General features: G+C 62.5%; 18 protein-coding genes, 2 tRNA genes and 1 pseudogene. 12 read left to right on the plus strand and 9 right to left on the minus strand.

Features of this window, described 5'->3' with window-relative positions:
- Window positions 1–2 precede the first annotated feature (2 nt).
- From ilvN to HMPREF2932_RS09650, 9 genes are all read left to right on the plus strand, one after another.
- On the plus strand, window positions 3–518 hold the full coding sequence (gene ilvN / locus HMPREF2932_RS09610; protein WP_070821514.1) for an acetolactate synthase small subunit: 516 nt from the start codon (window positions 3–5) through the stop codon (window positions 516–518).
- A gap of 109 nt (window positions 519–627) precedes the next feature.
- Window positions 628–1,641: a ketol-acid reductoisomerase gene (gene ilvC / locus HMPREF2932_RS09615; RefSeq protein WP_046648105.1), complete on the plus strand. Its 1,014-nt coding sequence runs from the start codon at window positions 628–630 to the stop codon at window positions 1,639–1,641.
- Window positions 1,642–1,773: 132 nt separating this feature from the next.
- On the plus strand, window positions 1,774–3,567 hold the full coding sequence (locus tag HMPREF2932_RS09620; RefSeq protein WP_070511653.1) for a GmrSD restriction endonuclease domain-containing protein: 1,794 nt from the start codon (window positions 1,774–1,776) through the stop codon (window positions 3,565–3,567).
- A gap of 28 nt (window positions 3,568–3,595) precedes the next feature.
- Complete coding sequence (locus tag HMPREF2932_RS09625; protein WP_070511654.1) at window positions 3,596–4,480, plus strand: hypothetical protein; 885 nt, start codon at window positions 3,596–3,598, stop codon at window positions 4,478–4,480.
- Window positions 4,481–4,524: 44 nt separating this feature from the next.
- Window positions 4,525–6,111, plus strand: a complete 1,587-nt coding sequence (serA, locus tag HMPREF2932_RS09630) for a phosphoglycerate dehydrogenase (RefSeq protein WP_071410063.1) — start codon at window positions 4,525–4,527, stop codon at window positions 6,109–6,111.
- Window positions 6,112–6,247: 136 nt separating this feature from the next.
- Window positions 6,248–7,267, plus strand: coding sequence for a 3-isopropylmalate dehydrogenase (locus tag HMPREF2932_RS09635; RefSeq protein WP_070517515.1), 1,020 nt, complete (start codon window positions 6,248–6,250; stop codon window positions 7,265–7,267).
- A 17-nt stretch (window positions 7,268–7,284) separates the two neighbouring features.
- Window positions 7,285–9,153: a DUF294 nucleotidyltransferase-like domain-containing protein gene (locus tag HMPREF2932_RS09640; RefSeq protein ID WP_071410064.1), complete on the plus strand. Its 1,869-nt coding sequence runs from the start codon at window positions 7,285–7,287 to the stop codon at window positions 9,151–9,153.
- The gene (locus HMPREF2932_RS09645; protein WP_046648110.1) at window positions 9,154–9,771 is read left to right on the plus strand and encodes an exonuclease domain-containing protein; all 618 of its coding nucleotides are present in this window, start codon (window positions 9,154–9,156) and stop codon (window positions 9,769–9,771) included.
- Window positions 9,772–9,851: 80 nt separating this feature from the next.
- The gene (locus tag HMPREF2932_RS09650; RefSeq protein ID WP_010186887.1) at window positions 9,852–10,661 is read left to right on the plus strand and encodes a fumarylacetoacetate hydrolase family protein; all 810 of its coding nucleotides are present in this window, start codon (window positions 9,852–9,854) and stop codon (window positions 10,659–10,661) included.
- A gap of 8 nt (window positions 10,662–10,669) precedes the next feature.
- Here the strand turns inward: HMPREF2932_RS09650 and HMPREF2932_RS09655 are convergent, their stop codons facing one another.
- The 8 genes from HMPREF2932_RS09655 to HMPREF2932_RS09690 form a co-directional block, all read right to left on the minus strand.
- A complete protein-coding gene (locus tag HMPREF2932_RS09655) occupies window positions 10,670–11,773 on the minus strand; it encodes an isochorismate synthase (protein ID WP_071410065.1) in 1,104 nt (367 codons plus the stop codon).
- A 79-nt stretch (window positions 11,774–11,852) separates the two neighbouring features.
- A complete protein-coding gene (locus HMPREF2932_RS09660; protein ID WP_071410066.1) occupies window positions 11,853–13,157 on the minus strand; it encodes a choice-of-anchor M domain-containing protein in 1,305 nt (434 codons plus the stop codon).
- Entirely contained in the window at window positions 13,154–14,050 is an 897-nt protein-coding gene (locus tag HMPREF2932_RS09665) for an anchored repeat-type ABC transporter permease subunit (RefSeq protein ID WP_049156511.1), read from the minus strand. The genes HMPREF2932_RS09660 and HMPREF2932_RS09665 overlap by 4 nt, the downstream gene beginning before the upstream one ends.
- Window positions 14,047–14,775: an anchored repeat-type ABC transporter ATP-binding subunit gene (locus HMPREF2932_RS09670; RefSeq protein WP_049156514.1), complete on the minus strand. Its 729-nt coding sequence runs from the start codon at window positions 14,773–14,775 to the stop codon at window positions 14,047–14,049. The genes HMPREF2932_RS09665 and HMPREF2932_RS09670 overlap by 4 nt, the downstream gene beginning before the upstream one ends.
- A complete protein-coding gene (locus HMPREF2932_RS09675; RefSeq protein ID WP_049156516.1) occupies window positions 14,768–15,661 on the minus strand; it encodes a choice-of-anchor M domain-containing protein in 894 nt (297 codons plus the stop codon). Before HMPREF2932_RS09675 ends, HMPREF2932_RS09670 begins: the two co-directional genes overlap by 8 nt.
- Entirely contained in the window at window positions 15,654–17,153 is a 1,500-nt protein-coding gene (locus tag HMPREF2932_RS09680) for an anchored repeat ABC transporter, substrate-binding protein (protein ID WP_071410067.1), read from the minus strand. Before HMPREF2932_RS09680 ends, HMPREF2932_RS09675 begins: the two co-directional genes overlap by 8 nt.
- Window positions 17,153–18,232, minus strand: coding sequence for a choice-of-anchor M domain-containing protein (locus tag HMPREF2932_RS09685; RefSeq protein ID WP_071410068.1), 1,080 nt, complete (start codon window positions 18,230–18,232; stop codon window positions 17,153–17,155). The genes HMPREF2932_RS09680 and HMPREF2932_RS09685 overlap by 1 nt, the downstream gene beginning before the upstream one ends.
- Before the next feature lie 12 nt (window positions 18,233–18,244).
- Window positions 18,245–20,611, minus strand: coding sequence for a choice-of-anchor M domain-containing protein (locus HMPREF2932_RS09690; protein WP_071410069.1), 2,367 nt, complete (start codon window positions 20,609–20,611; stop codon window positions 18,245–18,247).
- A gap of 161 nt (window positions 20,612–20,772) precedes the next feature.
- Here HMPREF2932_RS09690 and gltX point away from each other — a divergent pair, with 161 nt between their 5' ends.
- The 3 genes from gltX (at window position 20,773) to HMPREF2932_RS09705 (ending at window position 22,650) form a co-directional block, all read left to right on the plus strand.
- The gene (gene gltX / locus HMPREF2932_RS09695; RefSeq protein ID WP_071410070.1) at window positions 20,773–22,272 is read left to right on the plus strand and encodes a glutamate--tRNA ligase; all 1,500 of its coding nucleotides are present in this window, start codon (window positions 20,773–20,775) and stop codon (window positions 22,270–22,272) included.
- 174 nt (window positions 22,273–22,446) lie between these two features.
- A tRNA-Gln gene (locus tag HMPREF2932_RS09700) sits at window positions 22,447–22,518 on the plus strand.
- A gap of 56 nt (window positions 22,519–22,574) precedes the next feature.
- A tRNA-Glu gene (locus HMPREF2932_RS09705) sits at window positions 22,575–22,650 on the plus strand.
- A gap of 127 nt (window positions 22,651–22,777) precedes the next feature.
- On the opposite strand, the pseudogene HMPREF2932_RS13455 reads toward HMPREF2932_RS09705, so the two are convergent.
- A pseudogene (locus tag HMPREF2932_RS13455) lies at window positions 22,778–22,973 on the minus strand (IS256 family transposase); the annotation flags it as partial.
- Window positions 22,974–23,279 lie beyond the last annotated feature (306 nt).

Raw genomic sequence — 23,279 nt, forward strand, 5'->3', positions numbered from 1 at the left:
CAATGGCTAAAGACGACATCACCCGACACATCCTGTCCGTGCGGGTCCAGGACATTGAGGGCATCATCTCCCGCGTGACCGGTATGTTTACCCGCCGCGGCTACAACCTCATCTCGCTGGTCTCCGCGCGGACCGAAACCGAGGGGATCAACCGCCTGACCATCGTTGTGGACGCCTCCGAGGTTGTCATCGAGCAGGTGACGAAGCAGCTCAACAAGATTGTTCCGGTGCTCAAGGTGGTGGAGCTGGAGGAAGAAAACACCATTGCCCGCGCCATCATGCTGGTCAAGGTGGCCGCGGATAACTCGAACCGCCCCCAGGTGGTCGACTCGGTGAACATCTTCCGCGCCCGCATCGTGGACGTATCGCCGGAGTCCGTGGTGGTGGAGGCCACCGGTACGCCGGGCAAGCTGCAGGCGCTTCTCGACGTCCTCGAGCCCTTCGGTATCCGTGAGCTGGTGCAGTCCGGAAACGTCGCGCTGGGGCGTGGCCCGAAGGCGATGGCACCGAGCAAATAAATAATCTCACATTGTGGGCATCTTGTCCCAAAATGTGATACAAATTCAGTAGACCACGTCACTATTCACTGAGTAGTGACGACGAACCACAGAGAGAAGGAACAACAACATGGCTATTGAGACTCTGTACGATTCCGATGCCGACCTGTCCATCATCCAGGGCCGCAAGGTCGCCATCATTGGCTATGGCTCCCAGGGCCACGCCCACGCAATGAACCTGCGTGACTCTGGCGTTGAGGTGGCGATCGGCCTGCGCGAGGGTTCCAAGTCCCGCGAGAAGGCGGAAGAGGCTGGCTTTAAGGTCCTGAGCAACGCTGAGGCGTCCAAGTGGGCTGACGTTATCATGCTGCTGGCCCCGGATACATCCCAGGCGACCATCTTCACCGAGGACATTGAGCCGAACCTGGAGGACGGCAATGCTCTGTTCTTCGGCCACGGCCTCAACATTCACTTCGAACTGATCAAGCCGGCGGAGAACATCACCATCGGTATGGTTGCGCCGAAGGGCCCGGGCCACCTGGTCCGCCGACAGTTCGTCGACGGCAAGGGCGTTCCCTGCCTGATCGCTACCCAGCAGGATCCGAAGGGCGAGGGCCGCGAGCTGACCCTGTCTTATGCCGCGGCCATCGGCGGCGCCCGCGCCGGCGTTATCCCGACCACCTTCGAAGCCGAGACCGTCACCGACCTCTTCGGTGAGCAGGCCGTTCTGTGCGGTGGTACCGAGGAGCTCGTGAAGGTCGGTTTCGAGGTGTTGGTGGAAGCTGGCTACGAGCCCGAGATGGCCTACTTCGAGTGCCTGCACGAGCTGAAGCTCATCGTTGACCTCATGTTCGAGGGTGGCATCAAGAACATGAACTACTCGGTCTCCGATACCGCAGAGTTCGGTGGCTACATTTCTGGTCCGCGCGTCATCGACGCCGACACCAAGCAGCGCATGAAGGACATCCTGTCCGACATTCAGGATGGAACCTTCACCAAGCGCCTGATCGCCAACGTTGAGGGCGGCAACAAGGAGCTCGAGGAGCTGCGCGCCAGCTACAACGATCACGAGATCGAGAAGACTGGTGAGAAGCTGCGAGATCTCATGAGCTGGGTCAAGAACCCGCTGGATGCAACTGCATAAATCGCACTGGATCTGAGTAATCCCGCTGGCCACCGGCTGGCGGGATTTTTCAATACCCGGGGCTTGGTGCCCGCAATGTGATGTTCGCGCACAAACGGGCACGTTCCCACATTTGGCGGTAGGCTCGAGGCCATGGGTTTCTCTACGCCAAGTTATGACCTTAATGACCTTTTCGCTCGCATCGATCGCGGTGATATTCAGCTGCCTGACTTCCAGCGCTCTTATTCCTGGGATGAGGACCGCATTAGATCGCTGATCGTCACCGTCTTGCGCGGCTACCCGCTCGGCGCATTTATGGCCTTGGATACCCGCAACGAAACCATGCGCTTTCGCCCCCGCCCATTGGCTGGGGCTCCGGATACCGGGGTGAACCCGGGCCTGCTCTTGCTCGATGGGCAGCAGCGCCTTACCACCTTGTATCACTGCTTCCGCGGCGAGGGCTTCGTCGATACCACTGATTTTCGTTCCAAGAAGGTCTCCCGCAAGTACTACGTGGACCTGCGCATAGCGACCTCGGAGGACATCATGCCGGACGAAGCCGTCTTCGCCGTCAACCAGCATGGCGAGCTGCGCTCCCACTTCGCGCCGGATATCGAAGGTTCCTTGAACAACCGCGAAGCCGCAATCGAAGAGTGCTGCATCCCGGTCTCAGCCCTGTTGAGCGAGGAAGGCACCAGCATGCTCTTCGAGCTCGCAGCCGCCAACGATGGTGCCACCCGTGATGTGGTTGCAGCCTTCAACAACCGCATCCTGCGCCCGCTGTCCGGGTACACCGTGCCGATGATCCGCCTCTCCCGGGAGACGGCAAGCGCCGGTATCGGCTCGATCTTTGCGCAGGTAAATTCCGCTGGTCTGCAGATGGATGTCTTCGATCTGCTCACGGCTGTCTTTGCCTCCGAAGACCCGGACTTCCACCTGGCGGAGGATTGGGCGGCCGTCGAGAAGCAGCTGCGTTCCTTCCCGGCGCTCGACGGCATTGGCCGCAACGAGTTCCTCTCGGCCGTGTCTTTGCTGGTGTCGGGGGAGAAGGGCAACGCTGGTGGTCAGCGCGAAGACATCCTGCAACTGACGCTCGCTGAGTACCGCAAGGCCGCGGAGACCCTCGTGATTACCTTCCGTGAGGTCGCCGAGTTCTTGGCTGAGCGCTGCATCCTGTCCCTGGAGCAGGTGCCTTATTCCGAGCAGATTATCCCGCTGGCGGTCATCCTGGCACGTCTGGCTGAGAAGAAGGGCGTGCTATCTACCCAAGACGCCTGGGACCGCCTCAACCAGTGGTTCTGGAGCGGTGTCTTCGGTGAGCTTTACGGCTCCTCGGCCGTCAAGCTGCGCGCTGCCCGTGATGTCGACGAGGTGACCAGCTGGGTTGCCGGCGATACCGAGAGCGTTCCGAAGACGGTGCGCGATGCTTCCTTCCGCGAGTCCCGCTTGCTGTCCGTGGGGGAGAACGACGGCGTATGGCACGGCCTCTACGCTCTGCTCATGGCACGCGGCGCCAAGGATTGGCGGACGGGGCGCGCCTTCAACCGCCATAGCTTCGAGGAGCTGCAGCCGGGATTCTTCCCGGTCTTCCCGCTTCGCTGGTGCGAGCGCCACGGTATCAGCGGCGTGCTGGCGAACTCCGTGCTCAACCGCACACCGATGGGCAAGCGCACCGAGGTGGTTCTGGACGGGCATTCGCCCGAGCGCTACCTGCCGCGCGTGCAGTCAAAGTCGATCATGGAGGATGCCGAGTTCGATAGTGTGTTGGCCTCCCACGACTTAGATCCGGAGCTGCTGACTGCGAAGACCGCGCACCAGTTCTTCGCCGATCGCCGCGAGCGCTTTGTCGGCATCGTCGAATATGCACTCAACAAGCAGGTGGTGCGCGACGTGGATGAGGCGAACCTTTCCGGCGGCGAGGAGGGCCCGCAGGCCTTTGCGCGTTAAGGTTCCTTCTCCACGTGCGCTACAGGTCGTGCCTGTAGCGCTGCTACTAGTCGTGACGGCCCTGGGCGCTGCGGGCTGTTCCTCGCTGGGGCGGGGCGAGCCGATCCTCACGCAGGACATCACCGCCCTCCCCGAAGCGGACATCGACCTGGCCCGCGCGAGCGAGGAGAACCGCTTGCGGCTTATCGACCCCCAATTCGCCAACGAGGTCACCGTGGTGGGGGACCGCTGGGGCATAGACTCTGCGCGCTTGTTCTTCAAGGAGAGCAATACGCTGATCCTCGCCGAAGAGACGGATGCCGCGGCCCTGCGCGCGGCGACGTTGAGCGTGTCGCAGCGCGTGCCCATGGTGACGTACGATGCGTCGATTCGCCCGCAGATTTCACAGCTGCTCACTGATCTCGACGTAGACCAGCTCCTCGTTATCGGTAACGTTCCGTGGGCCAGCCAGAACGGGCAACTTGAAGTTATCCATGACCCAGGAAACACCAAGGCGCTGGGGGAGTACACCGCTTTTCGCTTCACGTCGAAGGTAGTCATGAAACGCGAGCGCATGGTTGACAACATTGCGCGCTTGGATTCCTCTACGAAGACGGAGCTCAAGGCCGCCTGGGAGCCCCTGCCGCAGCACATAACGAAGGAAAAGATGCCGGCTATTCCAGCCCAGGCGCGCCGCGACGCACAAATGGCGCCGGTGATTGTGGCGACCGCGGAAAGCCCCCTAGCCAACGTGGTCAACGCCACCGCCTACGGTGGCACGGTCTTCGTCATGACCGAGCCAGATCCGTCGGCGACGAAGGCCGGCGCGGCGATAACGGCAGGGTTGTCGGAGGGGCCTATCGTGGCCCTCGGACCGGAATTCGGTTCAGTGACAGAATTCACGCATAAAATCACTCAGGGCTGGAAAGAATAAACTACACTTCTCGGCATCTCCAATTCTGACTAGTAAAGGAAGTTATGTCGAAGCCGGTCGTACTTATCGCCGATAAGCTTGCCGAATCCACTGTTGATGCCCTCGGTGACACCGTTGAGGTTCGCTGGGTTGATGGCCCAAACCGTGAGGAGCTTCTCGCCGCAGTGCCTGAGGCCGATGCGCTCCTCGTCCGCTCCGCCACGACCGTGGACGCGGAGGTTTTGGCCGCCGCAGAGAACCTGAAGATCGTCGGCCGTGCCGGCGTTGGCTTGGACAACGTTGATATCCCCGCTGCTACCGAGCGTGGCGTCATGGTTGTCAACGCGCCGACCTCCAACATCCACTCCGCCTGCGAGCAGGCCATCGCACTGCTTCTCGCCACCGCGCGCCAAGTCCCGGCGGCGGATCAGTCGCTGCGCCAAGGCGAGTGGAAGCGCTCGTCCTTTAAAGGCGTCGAGATCTATGGCAAGACCATCGGCATCGTGGGCTTCGGCCACATCGGCCAGCTCTTTGCCCAGCGCCTGGCGGCCTTTGAGACCACCATCATCGCGCACGATCCTTATGCCAACCCGGCCCGTGCGGCGGCGCTGGGCGTGGAGCTGGTGAGCCTTGAGGAGCTCATGTCCCGCTCTGACTTTGTGACGATCCACCTGCCCAAGACCCCGGAGACCGCCGGCATGTTCGATGCCGAGCTTTTGGCGCAGGCCAAGAAGGGCCAGATCATCATTAACGCCGCCCGCGGCGGCCTCGTCGATGAAGCAGCCCTGGCTGCCTCCATCAAGTCCGGCCACCACCGCGGTGCAGGCTTCGATGTCTATGCTTCCGAGCCCTGCACGGACTCCCCGCTGTTTGAGCTTCCGCAAGTTACCGTGTCCCCGCACTTGGGTGCATCCACGGTCGAAGCGCAGGACCGCGCCGGTACCGACGTCGCCGCCTCCGTGCTGAAGGCGCTGGCCGGCGAGTTCGTCGCGGATGCCGTCAACGTTGAAGGCGGACGGGTCGGCGAGGAGGTCGCCGGCTGGTTGGACCTGACCCGCAAGCTGGGCCTGGTAGCCGGCAACCTGCTGGATGCTGCACCGGTTGCCGTGGAGGTCGAGGCCTGCGGTGAGCTGGCCAACGAGGATGTCTCGGCTCTTGGTCTGTCTGCTGTTCGCGGACTGTTTTCCGGCGTGGTCTCGGAGGCTGTCACCTTCGTTAACGCAATGAAGATCGCCGAAAGCCGCGGCGTGACCGTGGACGTGAAGACCAACGTGGAGTCGAAGGGCCACCGCTCTTCGGTGCGCGTCAGGGTGATTGGCCCCAACGGCAAGGTATCGCAGCTGACCGGTGCCCTGACCGGAATTGACGGGGTGGAGAAGATTATCCGCATCAACGGCCGCGGCGTCGATATGCGCGCTACCGGCCGCAACCTCTTCTTCTCCTACAAGGATGCCCCGGGCGCGCTGGGTACCGTGGGTACCAAGCTGGGCTCTGCCGGCATCAACATTGTCGCCGCCGCCTTGACCCAGGGTAAGGACGCCTCCGACGCTGTGCTCATTCTGCGCGTCGAGCGCGAGGTGCCAGAGGAGCCCGTCGAGGAGATCAACTCGGCGCTGGGGGCTACCTGCCACCAGCTCGATTTGGATGTTTAATCCACACCGCACCTGAGTGGAGTCCACCGCCCCCCTGCAGAGCCAGCCATGGTTCTTCAGGGGGTTTCGGCTTCATGGAGGGCACGAGGGTGGTACTCTCTCAAGTATCCAATATGTGAGAAAGGAATCCCACAAAATGAAACTTGCAGTGATTGGCGGCGACGGCATTGGCCCCGAGGTAACCGCGGAAGCGCTCAAGGTTCTGCGCGCGGTGCGCGAGGACATCGAGGTGACCGACTATGACCTGGGTGCTCGACGCTACCTGCGCAACGGAGAGCTGCTTACCGACGCCGACCTGGCCTCCCTGCGCGAGCACGACGCCATCCTGCTCGGTGCGATTGGCGCCCCGGGTGAGGTTCCGCCCGGCGTCTTGGAGCGCGGCCTGCTGCTGAAGATGCGTTTTGCGCTCGACCACCACGTTAACCTGCGCCCCTCCAAGTTGTACCCGACGTCTACCTCGCCTCTGGCAAACCCGGGCGATATCGACTTCGTCGTTGTCCGTGAGGGCACCGAAGGTCTGTACTGCGGAAACGGCGGCACGCTGCGCGAAGGCACTGAGCACGAGGTGGCCTCGGAGGTTTCCCAGAACACCCGCTACGGCGTTGAGCGCGTGGTGCGCGATGCCTTCCAGCGTGCGATGTCCCGCCGCAAGCACGTCACGCTGGTGCACAAGACCAACGTTTTGGTCAATGCCGGCGGGCTGTGGCAGCGCACCGTGAACGAGGTGGCACAGGAGTTTCCGGAGGTCACCGTGGACTACAACCACATCGATGCCGCAACCATCTACATGGTCACCGATCCCGCGCGCTACGACGTCATCGTGACCGACAACCTCTTTGGTGACATCCTGACTGACCTGGCCGGTGCTGTTACCGGTGGCATCGGCTTAGCCGCCTCCGGAAACATTGACGCCTCCGGTGCGAATCCCTCCATGTTCGAGCCTGTCCACGGTTCTGCCCCGGACATTGCGGGCAAAGGGATTGCGGACCCGACCGCGGCGATCCTCTCGGCCGCGATGCTACTGCGCCACCTCGGCGACGAGGACAACGCTGTGCGCATCGAGGAGGCCGTTGCTGCCGACGTCTCCTCCCGCGGGGATGCGCAGCCGAAGACTACCGAAATTGGTGACCGAATCGCCTCCGCGCTGAGCGCCTAGCACTGTATGGTTGGCGCATGAGCGTCGAAATAGACGAGGTCACTAGTTTCCTCGCCCAGCACGAGCCTTTCTCCCGCCTGCCGGAGGAAGAGCTCACCGCGCTGTCTGCACAGCTGAGCATGATCTACCTGCGCCGCGGGGATGTCCCCGTCCGGCTCGGGGAGGAGAACGCGTTCCTACACATCATCCGCACCGGGGCAATAGATGTTCTGGGAGAGGATGGCGTCCTTCTCGATCGGCGCGAACCCGGGCTGACCTTTGGCTATTCCACGCTGCAGGGTGAGCCGGTTTCCGTCTATGAGATGGTCGCGGTCGAAGACAGTCTGGTCTTCACCCTGCCGCAGCACGCTTTTAGCGAGTGCGCCCAACGCAACCCAGACATCGCACGGTTCTTTTCGGCCAAGTCGCGCCAGATCCGAGCAGCAGCCCGCGAGCTGTCCGATTCCGCACCGACGGATGTTCTCCGCACGCCGCTGCAGGACCTTATCCGCACCGACGTGCTCACCGCTCCGCCCACCACCACGATCGCGGAAGCCGCTGGCATGATGACTGACCGGAGTGTGTCCTCGCTCCTCGTCGTGGAGCCCGGGAACCAGAACGGCACCCGCCTTAAGGGCATCGTGACGGACCGCGATCTGCGTTCGCGCGTGCTCGCCGTTCACCGGGATCCTGGCCAGGCGGTGGGGGAGATCATGACGCCCAACCCGCTGACGGTATCTGCCGATGCCCCCGCCATGGAGGCGCTGCTGCACATGGCCGAGCGAGGTATCCACCACCTGCCGGTGGTCACCGAGGGCGCATTGCAGGGCATTGTCACGCAGTCGGACGTTACGCGCCTGCTCCATAACGATCCGCTCTACCTCACCGCGGATCTCTCACGGCGCAGCAGTGCCGCTGAGCTTCGTGGCGCTTTTCAGGAAGCCACGCGCCTGGCCGGGCGTTACGTGGAGCGTGGCTCCACCCCGGCGGAAGCCTCCAGCCTGGTCACGCTCGCCGCTGATGCCGTGGCTCGCCGCCTGTGCACGCTAGCCGAGGAGGAACTTGGACCCCCGCCGGTCGAGTATGCCTTCGTGGCCGTCGGTTCGCAGGGCCGCCGGGAAATGGCGCTTGCCTCGGATCAGGACAATGCTCTGGTTCTCGCTGATGACTACGATGCCGCGGTACACGGCGACTACTTCGGGCGGATGAGCTCCTTCGTCTGCCAAGGGCTTGCCGACGCCGGCCAAGTTCTCTGCCCCGGCAACATGATGGCGATGAACGAAGAATGGCGGATGACCCGGACCCACTGGATCGATACCTTCCGTAGGTGGATCCGGGAGCCCCAACCGGAGGCTCTGCTCAACGCGCAGATCTTCTTCGATTTCCGTGTCCTCTATGGCAGCGAGGAGCTGGGCCGAGAAGTCCACACTGCTGCCGTAGAAATGGGTAAGGGCGCAACTCGCTTGCACGCGCACCTGGCCAGCTTGGCAGCGCGCCGCGAGCCGCCGCTGACCTTCTTCAGAGGGCTGGTGGTGGAACGCGATGGCGACTACGCTAACACCCTCGACATTAAGAAGGGCGGGACCGCCGGAATCGTGCAGATGGCCCGGCTCTTCGCCTTGGCTTCCGGCTCGACGGTGGTGGATACCCGCCAGCGTCTCAGAGAAGCCGCCGGTAACGCGGTGAGCCACCAGGGGGCGCAGGAGCTTCTCGACGCCTTTGATTACCTACGCTCCCTCTCCTTCCAACACCAAGCCCACCAGCTGCGCGAGGGACAGCAGCCCAATTACAACATCGGCCCCAAGAGCCTGGGGCGCATGGAACGCGAGCACCTGCGCGATGCCTTCCGGGCGATCAAGTCGATGCAGAATGCCCTCGCGACCAAATACCCGGTGAGGAATATCTAGATGTGGAATCGCTGGAGCCGCCGGGCGGACTGGGGCGCGCCCCCGCGCACCACACCCCTTGATGACGTGGGCTTGTTGGCCGTGGACATGGAGACGACCAGCCTTAACCCCCGCACGGGGAAGATCGTCTCTATTGGCTGGGTTCCGGTTAATGGCAGAACCATCGACTTATCCGGTGCTGGCTATATCGTGGTGCGCGGTGCGCAGGTGGCCGACGACTCGCATGTCCACCTGCTGACCCAAAACGTCATCGACGCCGGAGAGGAGCTGGAGAGCGCCATGGAGCAGTTGCGCCAGGCGGTGCAGGGACGCGCGTTGCTCGCACACTTCTCAGCGCTGGAGGTGGGATTCATTGAGGCGGCATCGCGCGCGGTGTTCGGAGAGCGCCCGCGGCTGAGCGTGGTGGATACCTTTGCGTTGGAGCGGCGCCACATGGAGCGCATGGGCACCTACCCGCGCGGCGAGGACCTACGCCTTCCCCGAGTCCGTGAGCGCTATGGTCTGCCGCGCTATGGCAGCCACAATGCGCTCAGCGACGCCCTGGCTTGCGCAGAGCTATACCTAGCGCAGCGGGGGAGCACGCGAGCGGTGACCCTGGGGGACGTCGTCCAGCGCTGAGATAGACAACGCTTCCTTTGCAACCTTTACTGCAGACCCCTGATCGTGTGTTAAAAATCCTTGCGAGTAGTATGGCCGTTATGCGTTTAGGACGAATTGCTCACACCGAAGGTATCTGTTTTGCCATCATCGATGGTCCCGCCGACGCCCCGCTGGATCAGCTGGTGGCCAAGGAAATTTCCGGCACACCGTTTACGCCGCCGGAGCCCACTGGCCGCGAGTGGCCGCTGAGTGAGGTGCGCTTGTTGGCGCCGACCCTGCCGACCAAGGTCGTAGCGCTCGGCCGCAACTACGCCGACCACGTGGCGGAGGTCTTCAAGGAGTCTGCCGAGCACCTGCCGCCGACGATCTTCATCAAGCCTTCCACCGCGGTCATTGGCCCGGGTGCGCCCATCAAGATTCCGGAGTTCGCCACCAACGTGGAGTTCGAGGGTGAGCTCGCCGTCGTGATCTCCAAGGTCTCGAAGAATATCGACCCAGAGAAGTGGCGCGACCACGTCGTCGGCTACACCATTTGTAACGATGTTTCTTCGCGTGACCTGCAGTTCCAGGATGGCCAGTGGGCGCGCGCGAAGGGCATCGACACCTTCTGCCCGCTGGGCCCGTGGATTGAGACGGACCTGGACTGCATCAATCTCGATGACCAGAAGATTAACGCCTACCTCACGCACGATGGCAAGCGTGAGCAGAAGCAGGATTCCAATACGGATCAGATGATTGTGAAGATGGGCCACATCATCGCTGAGATCTCGCAGTCCTACACGCTTCTGCCGGGCGATGTCATCACTACGGGTTCCCCGGCTGGCACGGCACCGATGGTGCCGGGCGATACCATCGAAATTGAGATCCCCGGCGTGGGCAGCCTGGCCAACCCGATTGAGCGCGCTTAGGCGCTGCTCTAGAGGTTGAGCGCGCGGAGGATGGTGCGCAGTTTCGCTGTGGTTTCCTGAAGCTCGGCCGTCGGGTCGGAATCCACAACGATTCCTCCGCCCGCCCACGCGCGGGCGGACAGGCCATCGCCCGCGACCTCCGCGCAGCGGATGGCCACCATGTATTCGCCGTCGCCGGAATCATCGCACCAGCCAACTGCACCGGCGTAGAAGCCGCGGTCGGTCTCAGCAGTTTCGATGAGCGCCTGCGCAGCTTCGGTGGGGGTGCCGCAAATAGCTGGGGTGGGGTAAACCAACTCGGCCAGCTCCAGGGCCGTGATGCTGGAGTCCTTGAGGGTTCCTGCAATCGGGGTGCCCAGATGCCACATTTCGTTGGTGGAGGTCAGCTGGGGTGAGGTGGGGGCGTCGAGAGTCGCGCACAGCGGCTGCAGGATGCGGCGGATGTGGTCGACCACGAAGGCATGCTCGCGCAAATCCTTCTCGGAATTGTGCAGGTCCTGACCTGCCATGATGTCGCGTGCTTTATCTGCCTGCCGGGGTGCGGATCCGGCCAAGGGGAAGGCCGTGACTGTTGAACCCTGCTTCTTGATGAGCACCTCCGGGGAAGAGCCCACGAGCATCGCTCCGGGTCGCCCCGCCGGGGTGAGGTCGGCGATGAAACCATCGCGATGGGAGGATAGGTCGATCAGCCGCGCGGCGACGAGGAGCGGATCGACAGGGGCGTTGAACTCAATGTCAACGGCGCGGGCGAGGACTACCTTGTCCAACTTCGACGCCTCGATCGTGGCGATGGCTGCTTCAATGCGGCGAAGGTGTTCCTCCGGTTCCGGATCGAAACCGGTAACCCGCGCGTTGAGCGTGCCGCTGCGGTAGTAGGCATGTGGCTCGAGCGGGCCGTCCTCGCGGATGATGCTGCGCGGGACTGTCAAGGCGGCTGGATCTCCCTTGTGGAAGGGAAGCGCGCCGACGATCATCGGGACCGTGCCGGCACGCAGCTCGGCTACGGCGGCATCGACATCGCTGAAGGTCGCAGCCGAACCTTGGGTACGCACAGACCCCGTCGCGCGGGACAGGAGGAAGTCGGGGGCGGTGGAGGGTCTGTTTTCACACATAAGGAATAACTCTAGTTCCTTCTTTCCTTCTTACCGAAACCAGATCCACTCCTTATGCGGGGTGACCGCCCCTAGGGGACTAGTCGCGGTTGCGCGGGCGGAAGAACTGCACAGCGATGAACAGCCCGATACCGAGGAGAAGCGCAAGGGAACCCATGCCCGCAAGGAAGCCCGCCCAGAAGCCGGCCATCGGTGCGCCATAGCTCATAGCCTGGATGTTTGCGGTTCCAGCCTGCTGTTCCTCCGTGCTTGGGGCGGGGCGCTGCGCCGCGGCGGTATGCTTGGTGCTTCGTTCCTTCTTGGGCGCCGCGGTACTCCCGGACTCTTTCGCGCGAGTAGCAGAGCGCCCGTTCGAGGTGTTCCGATGTGTGGAATCTCTCTGTTGTTCCACAGTGTGGGATGATCCGTTCTGTGGGGCGCGCTGGCCCTGCGTCTCAGGACGTTGGCTTCTTTCAGAAGCATCTGCAGCCGGCTTCTTTTCGGTGCTTCGCGCGGAGCGCTCAGACTGCTTCGAGTCTTTGGCGTCTCTGGACGTGGAGGGCTGCGCGCCGTTGAGGACGGCCTCGGCCTCCTTGAAGGTTTTATCCATCGTCTTGTCTAACTGAGCGATGGACTTAGAGGTGTCGTTGATCTCCTTGGCCAACTGCTGCGGGCGGTTCTTCGCGCTGCCAGAACCAGAGCCCTGCCCAGCGCCGGCACTGGCACCCCAATCCAGTTGACACACCTCGTCGGGCTCCGCTTCACCTACGAGGAATGGAACGTCGATGGAATGCTCCGAGCCGTCGTTGAGCGTAAACGTGAAGGTTGCGGCATAGGCGCCTGGCTCGGTGAAAATGATCCCGGTGTGGCTGTGGAAGTGATCGGGGTAGTTCCAGGTGATGTCTGGGTCTTCCGAATCAAAGAGGACGGTGGGCGCTGCACCCAGGGAGTTTTGGAATCCCACCATACGTCCGCCTTCCGGTGCGCTGTGCAACGTTAGCGACAGGGTAGCGCCCTCGGCCGTTGCCGGCTCGAGGTAGCTGGTGTTGAAACCAAGCCAGGGGATTGCCGGGTCTTGGGTTTGGGGGATCTGCCAACCACTCGACGGGATATCGCCTCCGGCTGACTCATCGAAGGCGGCATTGCTGCCGACCTCCACGTAGAACTCGCCGGAATCGTAGTCCTTGCCGGACTCATCGTCGCGGGCGATGAAGGAGATATCGCCAGAATTTCCCACCAGCGCGAGGTCTTGGTGTCCGCGGCTAAAGGCATGCAGGGAGCTGGCATCGCAGGAGGACTCGCCTGCGCGCTCCGCGGCAACAGCGGGCGCTGCAGAAGCAATCATCGTCGGCGAGCTCAGGGCGATAGCGGCGGCAGCGGTCAAGGTTAGGGGACGGATATTCATGCGGACAGGGACTCCTTTGATTCAGATGGGTGCGGGGAGGACGCCGTGGCACGACGAGAATGCAGAAGAGGGGACAGCGCCCACGCCGCGAGGAAGCAAGCAGTAAGCAGCAGCACAATGGTCGCCCCAGCGGGAAGATCGATGGCCCACGCCAGATAGATGCCGAAGAAGCTGCCGAGCGAACCGATGGCCGCGGAAGCGATCATCATCGACCCCAGCGAGTCACAGAGAAGCCGCGCCGTGGCCGCCGGGGTAATGAGTAGGGCGAGCACGAGGACGTTGCCGATGGTGCCCACAGAGATGACCACCGCGCCGGTCACGCAGAGGTAGAGCACGATGTCCAGAGCAAAGACGGGCAGTCCCATCGCGCGGGCGGTCTCTTTGTCCAGGCATGTAGCGGTGAGCTGGGGGCCGAGCAAGACCACGGCCCCAACGATGAGCACCGTGACGGTGAACGCCGTGTAGAGATCTGCACGGGAGACACCCGTCAGCGATCCGAAGAGGAAGCTCGTGAGCGAGGCCGTATAGCCCTCCACCCGGGAGATAATGACCATGCCAAGCGCAAAGGATGCGGCGAAGAAGATACCGATGACGGAGTCCTCGCGGACCGTGCGCCGCTGGGAGAAACACGCGATGAGCACGGCGACGGTGCAGCCCGCCACGGCGCCGCCGAGCAGCACCGAGCCCTGGAGCACGAAAGCGATAGCCAGACCCGGGAACACCGCGTGGGAGACAGCATCGCCGATAAAGGCCATGCCGCGCAGCACGACGTAGCACCCCACCACCCCGCACACGATTGCAGCGAGGATGGAGATGCCGACCGCGCGGGCCAAAAAGTCCAGGTGCGGGTTGGCGAGGTCCTGGAAGAACTCAACAAGCGAAATGTCGATCATGCCGCCACCCCAATCGCAGAGAGCAGCGGTGAGGAGGCCGATACCCCGAAGGTCTCGCTCCACGGCTGCGGGGTCAGGCGCAGGGCCTCCGCGGGTCCGTCCGCGACGATCCCCCGGTTAAAGAGCACGAGGCGCGAACACGAATGCGCGGCCTCGGAGAGGTTGTGCGTGGACATGACCACGCTGCTTCCCTGGTCGGTGAGTTTCTGGAAAAGAGTGAGTAGCTCCTCGGTGTTGGGAGCGTCGAGGCCGGTAAAGGGCTCGTCGAGAAGCAGCACCTCAGGCTCGCAGGCCAGAGCGCGGGCGATGAGGACGCGCTGGCGTTGGCCGCCGGACAGCTGCGCGATGGGGCGCTGTGCGAACTCTTCTAAGTTGGTCAACTCGATGGCGCGGCGGGCAGCCTCCTTGTCAGCCCGGCCCGGCCGCCGGAACCAGCCCACCATTCCCGTGCGCCCGCTGAGCACCGCCTTGGCCACGCTGATGGGGAAGTCCCACTCCACGTCGTGGCGCTGCGGGACGTATCCCAACGAGGTGGTGACGTCGATGGTGCCGGTGAAGGGGACCAGCCCCAGAACGGCGCGCATCAGCGTGGTCTTACCGGCCCCGTTCGGTCCGAGAAGCCCAATAAACTCGCCGGGGTCGACGTCGAAACATGCGCCGTCGATGACCTGGCGGCCAGAAAGCGACACTGCCAGGTCGTTGATTGAGATGAAGGGATTAGCCACGGCGCCCGCCTTTCGCGCGTAGCACTGCGAACACAGCCCCGACGAGGACGAGTAGGCCCGCACCGGCGAGTGCCCAGACCCACACCGGCACCGCGGCGCCCGCCGAGGCATCAGAGGACTCAGCGCTCGGATCCCACTGCGCGGCGTGTGCCTGCGCGACGTCGGTGCCTGTACCGACAGCAAAGGTTAACGTGGCCTCGGCAGCGACATCGCTCCCGGCGCTCTCGCCCGCGCCTTGCCCGCTCATGCGCACCCGAACCTGGTGGATGCCGGGCTCGCTAAATACCCAGTTAGCGTGCGTATGCGTGCCCAGGTCCACCCAGAAACCGTCCGTGGCCCCAGTCGCGGTGGACCACAGCAGCTGCGGTTCTTCGAAGCCGCCATTCTGCAGGAAGAGGGAGAACTCGCCCGGCCCCTGGTGGCCTAAGAACTCCATGGTGAGGCCGCGGTCAACGTTGTCCGTTAGCGAGGGCGCCTGGGTATTCCAGCCCAGCCACGGCACGTCGGCTTGCTCTGTTTGGGGAACGACCCACACCTGCGATCCGGGCTCGGCGCCGACAAAGGAAAAGGCTTTGTCCTCCGGAAGGGTGAGTTGGGCATTGTCGCCGACGTCGAAGACCACGTCAGCAGGATCACGCCATACCGGCGTGGCTGCCGAATCGTCGCGGGCGAGGAACTGGGCCTGCCCGTCGACAAGCAGCAGCCCGAGGTCCACGTGACCGTGGTCGATGGTGGCCTCTGTCCCAGGTGCGGCTACCTCTTCATCGGCGCTCACAACCTGGGCCAGATCACCGGCCGAAGCAGTCACCGGGGCGAAAGCCAGCGCCGCAGCGGTCAGCGTTGCCGCCAGGGACGTGCCTAGTGTGTGGATGGTGCGATTAGACATGAGTTTCCTTCGTGGTGCTGCCTAAGCAGCGGTTGAGTGAGTGTGCGTTGAATCGCAGGAGGTCGAGATACGTGGGGACGGTGTCATCGAGAGTGTCGCCGTAGATGGGGCACACCGCGATCCCTAGGGATTCGGCAGCCTCACGGATGACATCGGCGCTGGCCTGTTGGGTAGGTTCGACGAAGACCGCGGGAAGTTGGAGATTCTCCAGCGTCCGGCGCAGGGCGATGACGTCCCGCGGTGACGGCTCGATGGCCGGGTTGGGAGTGACGAATCCCGCAATGTCAAGACCATAACCTTGTTCTAGGTAGGCATAGCCGTGATGAGGTGTGACCAAGTGCCGGTTGCGCTCCGGGATGTCTTCGATGAGCCGCCGCACCTCCGCGTCCGCGTCGTGCAACTGCTCGATGTAGATCTGAGCGCGCTCCCGATACTCCGCGCCGTGGGAAGGATCCGCCAAGGCCAGTTGTTCGGCGATGACCTCGGCATAGCTGATGCCGTTGGCCGCGTTGTGCCACAGGTGCGGGTCAACCTCGCCGTGGATGTGCTTGCCCAGGACTGCCTGAGGCAGCAGGTAGGTCTCGTCACCCGGGCGCCCCAGGAAGCGGTAGGCCGGGTCCGGTGGTATCTGCTGCAGGGTGGAGTTGGGAATGCTCAACGCCGTGGTGCGCGGGTCGAAACCTTCGCCTTGATCCTCTAAGTCGAGCTCGCCCGTGGACAGGTCCGCGGTGATATCTACGTGGCCCGCATCCAGGGCGGTCATTCCATCAGGTGGCTGTACGCCCACGGCCACCGTGAATTCCTGCGGTGAGCTATCCGTTGCACCAAAAGTGAGACGGTATATGCCCGGCTTGGTGAAAGCCCACGAGACGTGTGTGTGGGCGTTGGCTGGCAGCGTTGTGGAATCGTCGCGTTCATCCAGACCATCAGCCGTGTTGAAGAGTGCTTCGGGCGTGCCAAATGTGGATACGACGTAGGCCGCAACATCGCCCGGCCCCTCGGCATCGAGCAGGCTCATGGTTACGCTCGTTGTACCCGGCTGGGCATTGCGCACACGCAACCCCAGCCAGACGGCATCGAGGGCAACGTTTTCCACCAGCGGCACGAGACGGGCCCCGCGCGTGGACGCTTGGTCCGCTACCTCGGTGACCGGAACATCCGATGATTCCCGCAGCGTCTTCAGCAGGTTCTGCGGCTCGAGGAGAAACCCATTGGCCAGCAGCACATCCGCGTTGGCGACATCCCGCACCGAGCGCAAGCTCGGCTCAAAGGTGTGTGGGTCCTTGCCCGCGGGAATCAACGTGGTCACCGCGGCGTCGTCCCCGGCCACGTGCTTGGCGACGTCCCCCAGAATCGGCGTCGTCGCCACCACCTTGAGCTTCGCATCGTCCCCACTGGCGGTGCTCGCGCAACCACTGAGCGTGGACGCGCCAATAAGCACCGCCGAGAGCAGCGCGATGTGGGGCGTCCGGGTGCGTACTCCGTGCGGCATTAGTCGCGGCCCTTCATGAGTGCGAGACGTGCTAGGGCCAGGCCAAGCACGAGCATGCCGAGGCCCAAGACTCCGATACCCCACGGCAGCAGGTTTTGCCCGCTGTCGTAATAGCCTGCTGCAGCGACCGTGTCCACGTTCTCCGCGGCTGGCGTGGTTTTGTCGACTGCGCGGGCAGGCTTGCGCTCCTTCCTTTCCTTGCGCTCTGAGCGGTCGTTTCGCTCCTTGTCCTGTGCCTTTCGTTCCGCGTTCTTAGTTCCCGCAGCCGACGTCGCACCGCGGGTAGCGCCTCCGGAGCTTCCGCCCCCAGAGCGGGAGCCTGAGTTAGAAGAAGCAGGTTCGTCGGAAGAGGCCCCGCCCAGGGCGGCGTCGTCGAGCTCAGCAGGGCTCTCAGCACCGTGGTCCGTAACCGTTTCTTCCTCCCGAGGCGTGGCTTCTGCGTCACCGACGTCCCAGGTATAGGTGACCTGGTTACTCGTGTCCCCGTTGGATTCTGCCTGCACCGTCATGGTGTAGATACCGGGCTCGCTAAAAGCCCAGTTGACGTGTCGGTGTGCCGGGTAGGCCTGGTTGATGACATCCCCGGACACCAGGTCCAGCGCGCCGGCGTCGGTGAGAGGCTGGATATCTCCGAAGCCTGCCGTTTCGAAGACGAAGATATCACCGGGGCCGGTGACCTCAACGAACTCGAAGTTGATGTCGGTGTAGCCAGCCGATTGTGCAGACTGGGTATCCCATCCCGGCCAGAGCAGCGAACTGTCCTGGGTCTGGGGGAGGTAATACGTCGGTACGCCAATTCCATCGATGCCCTCGGTGGCCTCGCTCCAGGCCTCCTCGGCCACTTTGAGGGTGACATCGTTGCCCGGGCGGACGACACCGCTACCGGTGATGTCTTCCTTCATTGACAAGGTGAGCTCACCGCCGGGTGCGGAGACATAGAAGGCGTCAACGTGCCCGGTGTCGAAAACCTCGCCATCGGCGCGGGCCGGGGCCGGATGGCCCGTGAAGACAACTGCCAGCGCCACGGCGATGGCGCAGAGGGCAGCAGTGACTCTGTGCAGTTCTGTGGTGCGGTGCACGCGGTGTCCTTTCTAGCGATGAAGCAAGCCGTTGAGGCGAGACTCAATCTGGCCGCGGTGGTTGTTGTAGAAGTTGAGGAAACCTTGGAACACGATGGCCAAGACAACGGGAAGCACGAGGCCCCACAAACCCTCGAGTTTGGGCATAGAAGATTTCATGTTCTTCTCGCCGCTGGATTTGTTGTCGTTCGGCTTGGTGCTGCCGGGCTTGTCGTTGCCCTCGCCCTTGTTTCCGCCCTTGTTTCCGCCCTCGTTTCCGCCCTTCGCGCTCACGCAATCCTTGATCGCGGCGTCGCCGGCGGCCACGGTGAGCGTCTGGGGCTCAGAGGTGATCTGCTTGCCATCTGTAGTGGTGGCCGAGTAGCTGACCTCGAGCTTGTACATGCCCGGCTTCGTAAACGCCCAGTTAGTGTGGGTGTGAGAGGCGAAGGTGGTCTCGATGGAGTAGTCACCTTCGGCGGAGTTGATCAAGGGAGTAAAGCCCTTGCCCAACCCTTCGGTGGTGAACAGGCCCACCTGTGCGCCGTCAGGCATCTCAACGGGCTTGATGTTGAGGGTGACCGTGCCGTCTTTGTAGTCCTGGTAGTCAAGCGCCTGGGTGTTATAACCCGGCCAGATGATGCTCTGCTCTTGGGTTTGGGGGAGCAGGAAGAACTTATCCTCGCCCAGGTAGTCGAAGTCTTTGCCCTTGAGCGCCTCCGGGCGGGGGCGCAGCGCGTTGTTGTGGATGGCGAAGACAACGTCATCAAGCGGGCGCTCGACGGTCTTCTTGTCTACGATGGCCGTCTCATCCTTGAGCCGGGTACGGAACTTATCGCCGTCACGAGTGACAGCGATATCGACGTGGCCATGGTCGAGCACCGCCTTGTCAACGCACGTACCGGTGTACTTTCCTGACTCCGGCTTGGTGTTGTTGTCCGGGCTGGTGGAGGGAGCCTTGGAGTTTGTGCCGAGTGCGCCGCGGCCCTCGTACTTCTGCCCAAAGGAGAAGTTTTCGGTGAGCGTGATGTTGCCGGAATCTTGCTTGATGCTCGGGTGTGGAAGGATATCCAGGCGCACGGTAGTGCCGTTGAAGCTTGCGTCTGCACCGACCACGAATTCGGCGCGGCCTTGGGTGATGACCCCGTCGAATTCCACGTCGGGAAGCTCACTGCCCTTGCTGAAGAAGCCACCATGGACGTAGCCTTCGAGCTTCTTATCGGCGGCCTCAACGATGATGCGTGTTGCGTCCTCGCCCTCCGGAATGGCCCGCGCGGACAGCTCCGGGTTAGATACCGAAACCTCTTGATCGGAGGAGAGCTGGCGGGGGTTGGTGGTCTCTGCCCAGGACTCCGCAGACTTCTTCGAGGTGGTGGAAAGCTCGGCGTTCTCTGAGTAGGCGAGCTCCTCGGAGATCCAGCGCGGGCTGCCGTCCTCCGGGGTGTAGACAGCCTGGATCGTGGAGGACTCTGGGCCTAGGAACTCATCGAAGTGTGCTTGACCGTCTTTCACGGGCAGATCGGTGAGGAAGTAGCCGTCGATCAGCAGCGTGAGCGTGCCGTTGCTGCCGCCGGTGAAGTCGATGGAGGAGAGGCGCTCATCCCCATCCTTGTCTCCGGACTTTTTCGGAGCGATGGTCAACCGGTAGTCCTGTGCGCTGGCATCTCCCGCGGTGGCCTTGTCGAACCGCTCCTTGAGTGACGGTGTTGGATCGGCGGCCGGACGCTGACCGCCCACCTGGATGGAGGTGGTGGTCGGTGCGGAAGCGATGAGCTTGCCGTCCTTGTCGCGCGCGGTGGTGCGGTAGGTCAGCTGGTAGCGCCCAGGCTTGGTGAAGACGGTGTAGTTGTGGGTGTGCGTGCCGCTCGTCAGCCAGGCAGAATGCGGGGCACCCTCGGTGGTTCCGAAGAAGCGCTGCAGGCCGCCGGGGCCGGGGTAGTAGCCAAACATCTCTACCTCGCCGGGGCCATCGACGCTTAAGAGGTCGAGAGAAGCGATGTTGTCGCGGAAGTCATCGACAGGCAGCTCGGTGTCCGCACCGAAGCCCATCCATACCGGGTCCAGGCTGCCCTGTACGCGGGCAGGTGCCATGTAGTAGGTCGTGCCAGCCTTTCCGAGGAAGGAAAGTGCCGGGTCCTCGGGGACTGTGAACTGGTATTGGTTGCTTCCGTTCTGGTCCCAGCCTTTGCCCACCCAGGTGACCGTGTCGGCAAGGTCGTGGTTGCTTTCTGCGGAATGGCTCTTGAGGGTGAGAGAATTACCCTCCCAAAACGCCTTGGGGGAGTCGATGTGCGTTTGGGTGGCCACGTGCTTGCCGTCGTCGGGGCCGGCAACGGCGGTGGCGGGAGAGGCGAGGAGTGCGGCGCACGTAAGCAGAGCCGCGTAGCGGGTACGAACCACGATGGGAGACCTTTCTTCAGTTCTTGAACGAGAATTCACTATAGGTAATGGAAACCAGTACCGTTAAGTGTGAGGAAAAGGTGCTGCTCAGCCTTAGTGGAAACGGAGTTCAACTACCCCCAAGTGGGGCGGGCGGTGCGGCGATGCGGCGCTGAACTACGATGGTGGGCATGACTGAAAAAACATCCGACGTCCGCGTCCGTTTTTGCCCTTCACCCACCGGCACGCCCCACGTGGGCATGGTCCGCACGGCTCTGTTCAACTGGGCTTATGCCCGCCACACTGGCGGTACGCTGATCTTCCGCATCGAGGACACCGATGCTGCCCGTGACTCCGAGGAGTCCTACCAGGCCATCATCGACTCCCTGAACTGGCTTGGCCTCGGCTGGGATGAAGGAGTCAACGTCGGCGGCCCGGACGAGCCTTACCGCCAGTCGCAGCGCATGGACATCTACGCCGACGTCCTGCAGAAGCTGAAGGATGGCGGCTACGTCTATCCGGCCTACTCCACCAACGAAGAGGTGCAGGAGCGCCACAAGGCAGCCGGCCGCGACCCGCAGCTGGGCTACGACAACTTCGACCGCGACCTCACCCAGGAGCAGATCGACGCTTTCGAGGCGGAGGGCCGCAAGCCGGTCTGGCGCCTGCGCATGCCGGACAAGGATTGGTCCTGGACCGACCTGGTGCGCGGTGAGATGACCTTCAAGTCGGAGACCCAGCCGGACTACGTCGTGGCGCGCTCGAACGGTGCGCCGCTCTACACCCTGGTTAACCCGGTCGACGATGCGCTTATGGGAGTTACCCACGTTTTGCGCGGAGAGGACCTCCTGTCTTCCACGCCGCGCCAGCTCGCCCTCTACGAGGCGCTCGTGGAGCTCGGCATTGCCAAGAAGACGCCTGAGTTTGGCCACCTGCCCTTCGTGATGGGTGAGGGGAACAAGAAGCTGTCCAAGCGTGACCCGCAGTCCAACCTGTTCAATCACCGTGACAACGGCATCATCCCGGAGGGAATGCTCAACTACCTGTCGCTGTTGGGCTGGTCCCTGTCTGCGGACCAGGACATCTTCTCCGTCGACGAGCTCATCGCCAACTTCGACGTCCACGACGTGTTGGGGAACCCTGCTCGCTTCGACCAGAAGAAGCTCGAGGCTATCAATGCGGATCACATTCGCTTGCTGGAGCCGGCAGACTTTGCGCAGCGCCTGCGCGACTACCTGACTGAGTACACCGACTTCCCGGCCGACTATCCGGAAGAGAAGTTCGCTTTCGCTGCAGATCTGGTGCAGACCCGCATCAAGACGCTGTCTGACGCCTATGGGCTCATGTCCTTCCTCACCACGCCGGATGCCGAACTGGAACTGGATGAGAAGGCAGCACGCAAGAACCTCAAGGAAGAAGCAGTGCAGCCGCTGGAGGTTTCCATCGCCAAGCTGGAGGAGCTCGGGGAGTGGAAGGCGGAGGAGATTGAGAAGGTTCTCTCCGCCGCGCTTATCGACGACCTCGGCCTCAAACCACGCAAGGCTTACGGCGCCCTGCGTGTAGCAATCTCAGGTCAGCAGGTCTCCCCGCCGCTGTTTGAGTCCATGGAGCTGCTGGGCAAGGAGTCCACGGTGGCTCGCCTTAAGGCTGCGCGTGCTCTCACACCGTGGAGCGCTGAGTAGATCCATTAAGTAGTCTCACATGGCTGTCATTTCGGGGCGTTAGGGTTCATTCCTAACGCCCCGAAAAAATATCTTGACCTGGCGATTTGTGTGTATCGGTAGTGCTGGATATAGTAATAAACCGTTGCAGCGAGCAGCGAGGGGTTAAAGCCCCGAGCTAGTTCATAGCAATAATGGCCTATGGTGTAATTGGCAACACAACGGTTTCTGGTACCGTCATTCTAGGTTCGAGTCCTGGTAGGCCAGCAGTGATAGCGATGTAACGTGGCACTGCACGTTACAGTACGTCGTCACAGTTCTAAGCCCCGTTCGTCTAGCGGCCTAGGACGCCGGCCTCTCACGCCGGTAACACGGGTTCAAATCCCGTACGGGGTACCATTGTGTTCTTACACATACGAGTTAGTGACTTAATAGAGGTAGCCAGGTCTTCGGGCCTGGCTTTTCTGTTTCTGGGGGTAAGTCCACTCCTGTGACCAGGTTGGCTTAAGGGACATTTCGTGTGGATTTAGGAGCGTCCGGCCCAGCCTTTTCTTATGCCTAAGCTGGGGTTCCATTCGTTGTCGATGTGCGTGTCGTATGTGGCAGGTCGCCCGTCTGGGCGGCCGCGTCGTGTGAGCTCTTCTTTCGTCCAGGCCGCGTATGCCGCTTTCCCCATCGCGTCCGAAGTCTTGATGCCTGGCTAGCTCCAGTGTATGTACAGGGGCTTTGCTGCGGACGCCGCCATAGGAATTGACCTAACCGCACCAGCAGCAGCAGTCCCCCTATCACAGACCTAGGACTATCCAGTGTTGATTTCATCGATCGGGCTGTTGGAACCGATCCAAAATCAAGATCACCGCATTATCCCAGGCTGCCCCGGGAATCCGTATCGGTTTATCCACACGAAATGTCCCTTAAGCCGCCTTTTCTTATGCCTAAGCTGGGGTTCCATTCGTTGTCGATGTGGGTATCGAATGTGGCAGGTCGCCCGTCTGGGTGGCCGCGTCGTTTACGTTCTTCTTGTGCCC

Source organism: Corynebacterium sp. HMSC074H12, from assembly GCF_001813755.1.
Taxonomy (GTDB): Bacteria; Actinomycetota; Actinomycetes; order Mycobacteriales; family Mycobacteriaceae; genus Corynebacterium; species Corynebacterium hiratae.